This window comes from Saccharomonospora sp. NPDC046836 (assembly GCF_040645195.1).
Classification (GTDB): Bacteria; Actinomycetota; Actinomycetes; order Mycobacteriales; family Pseudonocardiaceae; genus Prauserella_A.
Genome location: NZ_JBEYXW010000020.1, coordinates 118,941 through 126,644, shown reverse-complemented (window position 1 = coordinate 126,644; position 7,704 = coordinate 118,941). Strand labels below are relative to the sequence as shown.

Sequence of the window (7,704 nt, the reverse complement as noted above, 5' to 3'; positions counted from 1 at the left end):
GAAAACCCAGGCGTCACCCAGCAGCAGACCAGACCCAGGAACACAAACCCGCAGCCACCAACACCACAAATCCATATCCCTACTACTGATTAGGAGTACCTCGGGTTGCGCAGGCGCTGCTCGAGTGCCGCGTACGTGCTGTTCGCCTCGGTCTTGATGTCGACGAGGAGCTGGAAGTCGGCGGGCCGCTGGTAGACACGGCCATGAGTCGCGAGCACGCGCGCCCGCAGCGGCTCCAGGTACAGCGCCTCCAGCGTCCGCTCGGCGGTCAGGTCCTGTGGGTCGTGGCCGACCAGGAGTTGCCCGTCCACCAGGTAGATGTCCGACTCGACGCTCGTGAAACCCGCCGCGAGCGCGTCCAGCAGCGGCCGGGGATGCTCGTAGTCGTTGTGCGCGTGGGCCTGTGCCAGCGGCCGGACAGGCGGCGTCGGCTTGCCATGTGCGGATGCCGGGGCGCTCGCCAGGCCGAGAACGGCGAGCAGGGCGACCAGCAACGTGACTGCGCGGCGCGAGATCGACATGCCGCCCAGCCTGGGGGGCCTTGGCGGCCAGGTCGTGAACGGAGCGCCACCATCCGATCACGGACGGGTCACGATCATCCCATTCGGGTGTTCGGGTTCAGCCGCCCGCGAACGGCGGCAGGATGTCGAGTTCGGCGCCGTCCGGCACCTGCCGGGCGAGATCGCGCACGGCGATGCCGTCCAGCAGGTAGCTCGCCGCGTCCAGGATGCGCGGTAGCTCAGCGGGATGCTGTCGCCGCAGCTCGTCGACCGCATCGCGGACGCAGGCGCCCGGGGGCAGCTGCAGTACCTCTTCCTCCGTACCGCTTGCCGCGCGTGCGGCCGCGAAGTACCGGACCAATACCGTCGTGGCATGCTGCTCGGCCTGCGGCCCGGCGACCGGTCTTGACGACACCGATCCCACTGCTCACCCTCCGATCGCGCTCATGGGCCGGATCGGCTGGGCGAACCCGGCTTCGTTGATCTCGTGGCCTGCGAGCTTGCCCCACATGGTCGCCCGCCAGGTGTCCGCGATGTCCTCGTCGCTGACCCCGCCACGCAACAGCGCGCGCAGGTCGGTCTCCTCAGTACTGAACAAGCACGAGCGGATCGCCCCGTCAGCCGTGAGCCGGGTACGTTCGCATGCCGCGCAGAACGGCCTGGTCACCGACGGGATGATGCCGACCTCCTGCGGTCCGCCGTCCACCAGCCAGCGCTCGGCTGGGGCGCCGCCGCGTTTGGCAGGGCTCGGCGTCAACGTGAACTCGGTACCGAGAAGATCTTGGATCTCCTCGGCGGTGACCATCTCACTGCGGTTCCAGCCGTGCTGGGCATCGAGCGGCATCTGTTCGATGAACCGCAGGTGGTAGCCGCCGGCGAGGGCGAACCGTAGCAGCGCGGGCGCTTCGTGTTCGTTGATGCCGCGCAGCAGCACCGCGTTGATCTTCACCGGGTCCAGTCCGGCTTCGCGGGCCGCGGCGAGCGCGTTCAGCACGTGAGGCAGCCGGTCGCGGCGGGCGATCCGCTCGAACGTTGCCCTGTTGATCGTGTCCAGTGAGATGTTGATCCGGTCGAGGCCTGCGTCGGCGAATGCCTTGGCGCGCTTGGCGAACCCGATGCCGTTGGTGGTCATCGACAGCCGCGGGCGTGGCTTCAGTGCCGTGATCCGCGCGGCGAGGTGCTCCAATCGTGGCCGCAGTAGCGGCTCGCCGCCGGTGAGCCGGATGTCGGTGACGCCGAGCATGCTCACCGCGATGTGCATGAGGCGCACGAGTTCGTCGTCGGTCAGCAGTTGCTCGCCCGGCATCCAGTCGAGGCCCTCGGCAGGCATGCAGTAGCTGCAACGCAGGTTGCATTTGTCCGTGAGCGACACCCGCAGGTCGGTCGCCACTCGTCCGAACGTGTCGATCAGCGCAGGGGTGTCCGGGCGCGGGGCACTGGGCCTCGTGTGTGCGCCGGGCACCCGCGGGATGCCGAGGTCCACTGCTGTCATCGGCACCAGCCTAGTGCCGAAATCGGACGAGCTGTGACGTTGCTTCCAAACCGAATCGCCAGCGTCGTGGCGGAAACCGCACCTGCGGAGATAATGTTCGCTCCATGCCGCATTTTCGGTTCTCGGAAGCAGCTGGACTGCTGGGCGTCAGTGACGACACAGTGCGTCGCTGGGTCAGAGCCGGGCAGCTGAGCGCCGGTGAGGACTCCGCTGGCCGCAAGGTCATCGAAGGTACGGAGCTCGCCGCGTTCGCGCGTAGGCAGGCCCAGGAGTCCCCCGACCCCACCGCTGTGGGCCGCTCCGCGCGCAACAGGTTCGTCGGGCTGGTTACCGATGTGGTCGCCGACACGGTGATGGCGAAGGTGGAAATACAGTGCGGTCCCCATCGGGTCGTGTCGTTGATGAGTTCCGAGGCGGTGACGGAGCTCGGTCTGCGGCCGGGCGTGCTCGCCGTTGCCGTTGTCAAGGCCACGCAGGTGATCGTGGAAACCCCAGGAGGTGTCCGGTGAAGGTGGTGCTCCCGGCGGTGCTTGCCGCTGTGCTGCTGGCGTCGGCGTGCGGAGGAACGTCGGCCGGCGACGGCTCGCGCACGCTCAACGTGTACGCGGCCGCGTCGCTGACCGAGTCCTTCGGCGTGCTGGAGAGGCGGTTCGAGGACGAGCACCCCGGTGTGGACGTGCGGCTCAACCTCGCGGGCTCCTCCCAGCTCGCGCAGCAGATCGGGGAGGGCGCGCCTGCCGACGTTTTCGCCTCGGCCGACGAGAAGAACATGCAGAAGGTCGCCGATGCCGGTGGCGTTGCCGGGCAGGCGCAGGACTTCGCGACGAACAAGCTCACGATCGCGGTGGCGCCGGGTAACCCGGCGCAGATCACCGGCTTTCAGGATCTGACCCGCGACGGACTGACGGTCGTCGTGTGCGCGCCGCAGGTGCCGTGTGGCGCGGCGACGGAGAGGGTCGAGCAGGCGACAGGCGTCACGCTTCGCCCCGCGAGCGAGGAGCAGGACGTCAAGTCGGTGCTGACGAAGGTGCAGGCAGGCGAGGCCGATGCCGGACTGGTCTACGTCACCGACGTGACCTCGGCAGGAGACAAGGTCGCCGGGGTCGAGTTCCCCGAGGCGGACCAGGCGGTCAACCGCTACCCGATCGCGGTGCTGGCACACGCGCCGCAACCCGACCTGGCACGCGCGTTCCGCGATCTGGTGCTCGGCCAGGCCGGCAGGCAGGAACTGAGCCGGGTGGGCTTTGGCGCGCCGTGACCTGCTGGGGAGCTCGGCGCCGGCGACCGCCAGGCGGTCCCGCGCCGTGCCCCGCGTGCTGTGGATCCCGGCCACCGCGGCACTCGCGCTCGTCGTCCTACCCGTCGTCGGGCTGCTCACGCGCACCGACTTCGCGCGGCTCCCCGAACTGCTGACCTCGCCCGCGGCACTGAACGCGCTGCGGCTGTCGCTGGTCACGGGCGCACTGGCCACGGTGGCATGCGTGCTGCTGGGCGTGCCGTTGGCCGTGGTGCTCGCGCGGGCAGGCGGGCGCGGGATGGGTCTCCTGCGCGCGGTGGTGCTGCTGCCACTCGTGCTGCCGCCGGTGGTCGGCGGTCTCGCGCTGCTGTACCTGTTGGGCCGCAACGGTTTTCTCGGTTACCTGCTCGACGTGGTCGCCGGCGTTCGTATCCCGTTCACGACCACGGCGGTGGTCATCGCGCAGACGTTCGTGGCGATGCCGTTCCTCGTCGTGAGCCTCGAAGGCGCACTGCGCAACGCGGGCGACCGCTATGAGCAGATCGCCGCCACCCTCGGCGCGCGACCGTGGACGGTGTTCCGGCGGGTGACGATTCCCCTGCTGTTGCCGGCGCTGGGCTCCGGAGCGGTACTCAGCTTCGCCAGGGCACTGGGGGAGTTCGGTGCGACGATCACGTTCGCGGGCAGCCTCGAAGGCGTGACCAGAACGCTGCCGCTGGAGGTGTACAACCAGGCGGAAACCGATGTGGACAGTGCGGTTGCGCTGGCGCTGCTGCTGATCGTCGTCGCCATCGTCATCATCGCCGTCGCCAGGCCACGGGCATTGGAAGGGCAACGGTTGTGACACTGCACGCCGAGCTGGAGCTGACCCGCGGAACGTTCACGGTATCCGCGGTCCTCGATGTGCCTGCCGGCACGGTACTCGCGGTGCTCGGCCCGAACGGTTCGGGCAAGTCGACCGTGCTGAGCTGCCTGGCCGGCCTGCTCGAACCAAGCAGCGGGATGGTGACACTGGGCGGCAGGACGCTCACCCGCAGCCCCAGGCTGCACGTCCCGCCGCATGCGCGTGGCGTGGGGCTGCTGGCGCAGGACGCCATGCTGTTCCCTCATCTGTCCGTTGTGGACAACGTCGCGTTCGCGCCGCGGTCACGGGGCGCATCCCGTGCCGCATCGCGCGAAATCGCCGGCCGCTGGCTGTCCGAAGTGGATGCCGCCGAGCTGGCCGAGCGGAAACCGGCGCAGCTGTCCGGCGGTCAGGCACAGCGGGTGGCGATCGCGCGGGCGCTCGCGGGCGAACCGGAGCTGCTGCTACTCGACGAACCGCTCGCGGCGCTCGACGTGGACGCCGCGCCCGCCATTCGCGGCCTGCTGCGCCGGGTGCTGCGCGGAGCCGAGCGCCGGGCCACCGTGCTGGTGACTCATGATCCGCTCGACGCGCTCGCGCTCGCCGATCAGGTCGTGGTTTTCGCCGAGGGGCGTGTCGTCGAGCGCGGGCCCGCCAGGGAGGTGCTGGCCGCGCCGCGTACGCCGTTCACCGCGCGCATCGCGGGTCTCAACCTGGTCACCGGAACCGCGGTGGACACGGGCCTTCGCACACCGGCGGGCCAGCTGATCAGCGGTATTCCGGCGCCCGACGTGCTCGCGGGCGAACCCGCGGTGGCGGTGTTCCAGCCGGGCGCGGTCGCGGTGTACCCGGCGGGCACGCCGACGGCGGGCAGCCCGCGCAACACGGTCGCCGCCGTGGTCGCCACGCTCGAACCGCACGGTCCCGTCGTGCGACTGCGCACGATGGACGGTGCAGGCTGGGCCGAAGGCGTCGCAGCTGATCTCACGCCCGCCTCGGTCGCGGAGCTGGGCCTTGAGCCCGGCACGCCGATCCGGCTGTCGGTGAAGGCCGCCGCGGTGGCGATCCACCCGGCATAGGTGCCAATAGGCTTAGGGCCATGAGCGATCAGCGGTGGAGCTATCTGACCGACATGGACGGTGTCCTGGTGCATGAGGAGCACCTGGTGCCGGGGGCCGACGAGTTCCTCGCCGAGCTCCGCGCCGACGGCGCCAGTTTCCTCGTGCTGACCAACAACTCCATCTACACGCCGCGCGACCTGCGCGCCCGGCTGCTGCGCACCGGCCTCGACGTGCCGGAGGAGGCGATCTGGACGTCGGCGCTGGCGACAGCCAAGTTCCTGCAGACGCAGCGCCCGAACGGCTCGGCCTACGTGATCGGCGAGGCCGGGCTCACCACGGCGCTGCACGAGGTGGGCTACGTCCTCACCGACAGCGACCCCGACTACGTCGTGCTCGGCGAGACCCGCACCTACAGCTTCACGGCGATCACGAGGGCCATCCGGCTCATCGAGCAGGGTGCGCGGTTCATCGCGACCAACCCCGATCCCACCGGCCCCAGCCGCGAGGGCCTGCTGCCTGCCACCGGATCGATCGCCGCGCTGATCGAACGCGCGACCGGCCGCTCCCCGTACTACGTCGGCAAGCCGAACCCGCTGATGATGCGGTCGGCCCTCAAAGCGCTCGGCACGCACACCGAGCAGACGCTGATGATCGGCGACCGGATGGACACCGACGTCCACTCCGGGATCGAGGCGGGGCTGCAGACGATCCTCGTGCTCAGCGGCATCTCGACCAGGGAGACCGCCGAACGGTACCCGTTCCGGCCGACGCTCGTCGTGGACTCGATCGCCGACCTGGTCGGCAGGACGAAGGACCCGTTCGGGGCGGCCTGATCCGCATGCCGTGTGGCCAGGCCTTATGGTCGGGAACGTGACCGACCACCCAACGTTCGTCGTAGGCGATGTCCACGGCTACTGCGACGAGCTGGCCGACGCCCTGCGGGAACGGGGCCTGGTCGACGATTCCGGCGACTGGTCGGGTGGCGAGGCGCAGCTGTGGTTTCTCGGCGACTTCGTCGACCGCGGCCCGGACGGTATCGCGGCGATCGAGCTGGTGCGTGGGTTGCAGCAGCAGGCGCCCGAGTACGGCGGCGCCGTGGAGACCCTGCTCGGCAACCACGAGATCCTGCTGCTGGGCATGTACCACTTCGGGGACACGCACGTGCCCTCGGACTTCGGACCGCGCAGCTTCGCGCGCAGCTGGCAGATCAACGGCGGCCAGCTCGCCGATCAGGACGACCTCACCGCCGAGCTGGTGGAGTGGCTCAGCGCCCGGCCGCTGGTCGCGAACGTCACCGACCACCTGCTCATGCACTCCGACACGCTGGAGTACCTGGAGTGGGGCGAGGACACCGACGAGATCAACACGACGGTGCGCGAGGTGCTGGCCGGTGACGACATCGAACAGTGGTGGGACGTCTGGCGCCGCATGACCACCCGGTACGCGTTCCGCGGGCCACATGGCAAGGAAGCGGCCGAGACGCTGCTCGACCAGCTGGGTGGCGAGCGAATCGTGCACGGGCACAGCGTCATCGCCGACCAGCTCGGCATCCATCCCGCACAGATCGAGGCACCGTACCTGTACGCGGGCGGCCGGGCCCTCGGCATCGACGGCGGCCTCTTCGTCGGCGGTCCCTGCCTCGTTGTCGAGCTGCCGTGGGAGCCGTCGGACTGACCGCCCGCGCGTGGGTCAGAGCAGTGCCAGCCGCTGCGTTCGCCTGGTGATCTGCGCGGAGCCCTCGGCGTGGGTGGTGCCCTTGACGAAGGTCATGAACACCACGACGACGGCACGGTCCTGCTTGCCGACCGTGCCGGTGGTGGCCAGCAGCGGGTTGCTGAAGTCCACAGGGTCCTCCTTGGTGGCATCGACCGGACCGGCCTCGAGCGACCGCGCGAGCGTGGCAGGTGAGCACTCCTCGCCTTCGGCAGGCGCGCTACCCCAGCCGGACCAGCCCTGCTTGGCGCTGCGCGGTTCGCGGAACACGCTCAGGATGCCGAAGGACTGGTCGAAGCCGTCCTCGCCGCAGTTCTCCGCCAGCCGCAGGTTCGTCATGATGAAGTCGCGGTAGCGCTGTGGTGCCTCGTCGAGGATGTGGTTGTAGATCCGCACGACGTCGGACGGGCTGACCACGGTGTAGCCCCAGATGCCCTCGTCCTCCGGAGGCAGGGTGTGCTGTAGCCCGATCCGCGCGACCATCCGGTCGATGATCTCGGTGTAGCCGTTGCGGACCCAGAACGAGCTGGCCGCGTAGTCCCAGCTGCTGCGCAGCATCGCGCGCAGCGCCAGGATGTCGTTGCGTTCGGCCTCGGTGGTCGCCTCTTCCAGCACCAGCGCCGGATCGTTCTGGTACAGGTGGTCGAGCGCGATCAGCAGCTTGACCACCGATGCCGAACGGTACTGCGCATCAGCGCCCTTGGTGACCACGTAGCGCTCTGTGGCGCGGTCGTACACGACGTATGCCTCGCTCAGCACATTCGTGCTCGGCTGTGCTGTCGCCGCAGGTGCCCCCAGCAGGCCACCGGTCAGGAAAAGGATTGTCAGCAATCCCCACAGTTTGGTGATCTTCACCC

Annotated in this window: 10 protein-coding genes; 6 read left to right on the top strand and 4 right to left on the bottom strand. The window is 69.4% G+C overall.

The features are described 5' to 3' along the window. Nucleotides 1-89: 89 nt before the first annotated feature. The 3 genes from ABZ863_RS22450 to moaA form a co-directional block, all read right to left on the bottom strand. A complete protein-coding gene (locus ABZ863_RS22450; RefSeq protein ID WP_358538794.1) occupies nt 90-521 on the bottom strand; it encodes a hypothetical protein in 432 nt (143 codons plus the stop codon). Between the two features lie 97 nt (nt 522-618). Further along, nucleotides 619-924 carry a MoaD/ThiS family protein gene (locus ABZ863_RS22445; RefSeq protein ID WP_358538792.1) on the bottom strand — a complete coding sequence of 102 codons (306 nt, stop codon included), beginning with the start codon at nt 922-924 and terminating at the stop codon, nt 619-621. Nucleotides 925-927: 3 nt separating this feature from the next. Continuing rightward, a complete protein-coding gene (moaA, locus tag ABZ863_RS22440; protein WP_358538789.1) occupies nt 928-1,992 on the bottom strand; it encodes a GTP 3',8-cyclase MoaA in 1,065 nt (354 codons plus the stop codon). 104 nt (nt 1,993-2,096) lie between these two features. Here moaA and ABZ863_RS22435 point away from each other — a divergent pair, with 104 nt between their 5' ends. Genes ABZ863_RS22435 through ABZ863_RS22410 form a run of 6 tightly spaced genes read left to right on the top strand, consistent with a single transcriptional unit; the run spans nt 2,097 to nt 6,808 of the window. Further along, a complete protein-coding gene (locus ABZ863_RS22435; RefSeq protein WP_358538787.1) occupies nt 2,097-2,501 on the top strand; it encodes a TOBE domain-containing protein in 405 nt (134 codons plus the stop codon). Further along, the gene (gene modA / locus ABZ863_RS22430; RefSeq protein WP_358538785.1) at nt 2,498-3,250 is read left to right on the top strand and encodes a molybdate ABC transporter substrate-binding protein; all 753 of its coding nucleotides are present in this window, start codon (nt 2,498-2,500) and stop codon (nt 3,248-3,250) included. The genes ABZ863_RS22435 and modA overlap by 4 nt, the downstream gene beginning before the upstream one ends. 46 nt (nt 3,251-3,296) lie before the next feature. After that, nucleotides 3,297-4,073 carry an ABC transporter permease gene (locus ABZ863_RS22425; RefSeq protein WP_358538808.1) on the top strand — a complete coding sequence of 259 codons (777 nt, stop codon included), beginning with the start codon at nt 3,297-3,299 and terminating at the stop codon, nt 4,071-4,073. Continuing rightward, nucleotides 4,070-5,152: an ABC transporter ATP-binding protein gene (locus ABZ863_RS22420; protein ID WP_358538782.1), complete on the top strand. Its 1,083-nt coding sequence runs from the start codon at nt 4,070-4,072 to the stop codon at nt 5,150-5,152. Before ABZ863_RS22425 ends, ABZ863_RS22420 begins: the two co-directional genes overlap by 4 nt. 20 nt (nt 5,153-5,172) lie before the next feature. Next, on the top strand, nt 5,173-5,967 hold the full coding sequence (locus tag ABZ863_RS22415) for an HAD-IIA family hydrolase (RefSeq protein ID WP_358538780.1): 795 nt from the start codon (nt 5,173-5,175) through the stop codon (nt 5,965-5,967). Nucleotides 5,968-6,004: 37 nt separating this feature from the next. Continuing rightward, a complete protein-coding gene (locus ABZ863_RS22410; RefSeq protein WP_358538777.1) occupies nt 6,005-6,808 on the top strand; it encodes a metallophosphoesterase in 804 nt (267 codons plus the stop codon). A 15-nt stretch (nt 6,809-6,823) separates the two neighbouring features. On the opposite strand, the gene ABZ863_RS22405 is transcribed toward ABZ863_RS22410, so the two are convergent. Next, nucleotides 6,824-7,702: a hypothetical protein gene (locus tag ABZ863_RS22405; RefSeq protein WP_358538775.1), complete on the bottom strand. Its 879-nt coding sequence runs from the start codon at nt 7,700-7,702 to the stop codon at nt 6,824-6,826. Nucleotides 7,703-7,704 lie beyond the last annotated feature (2 nt).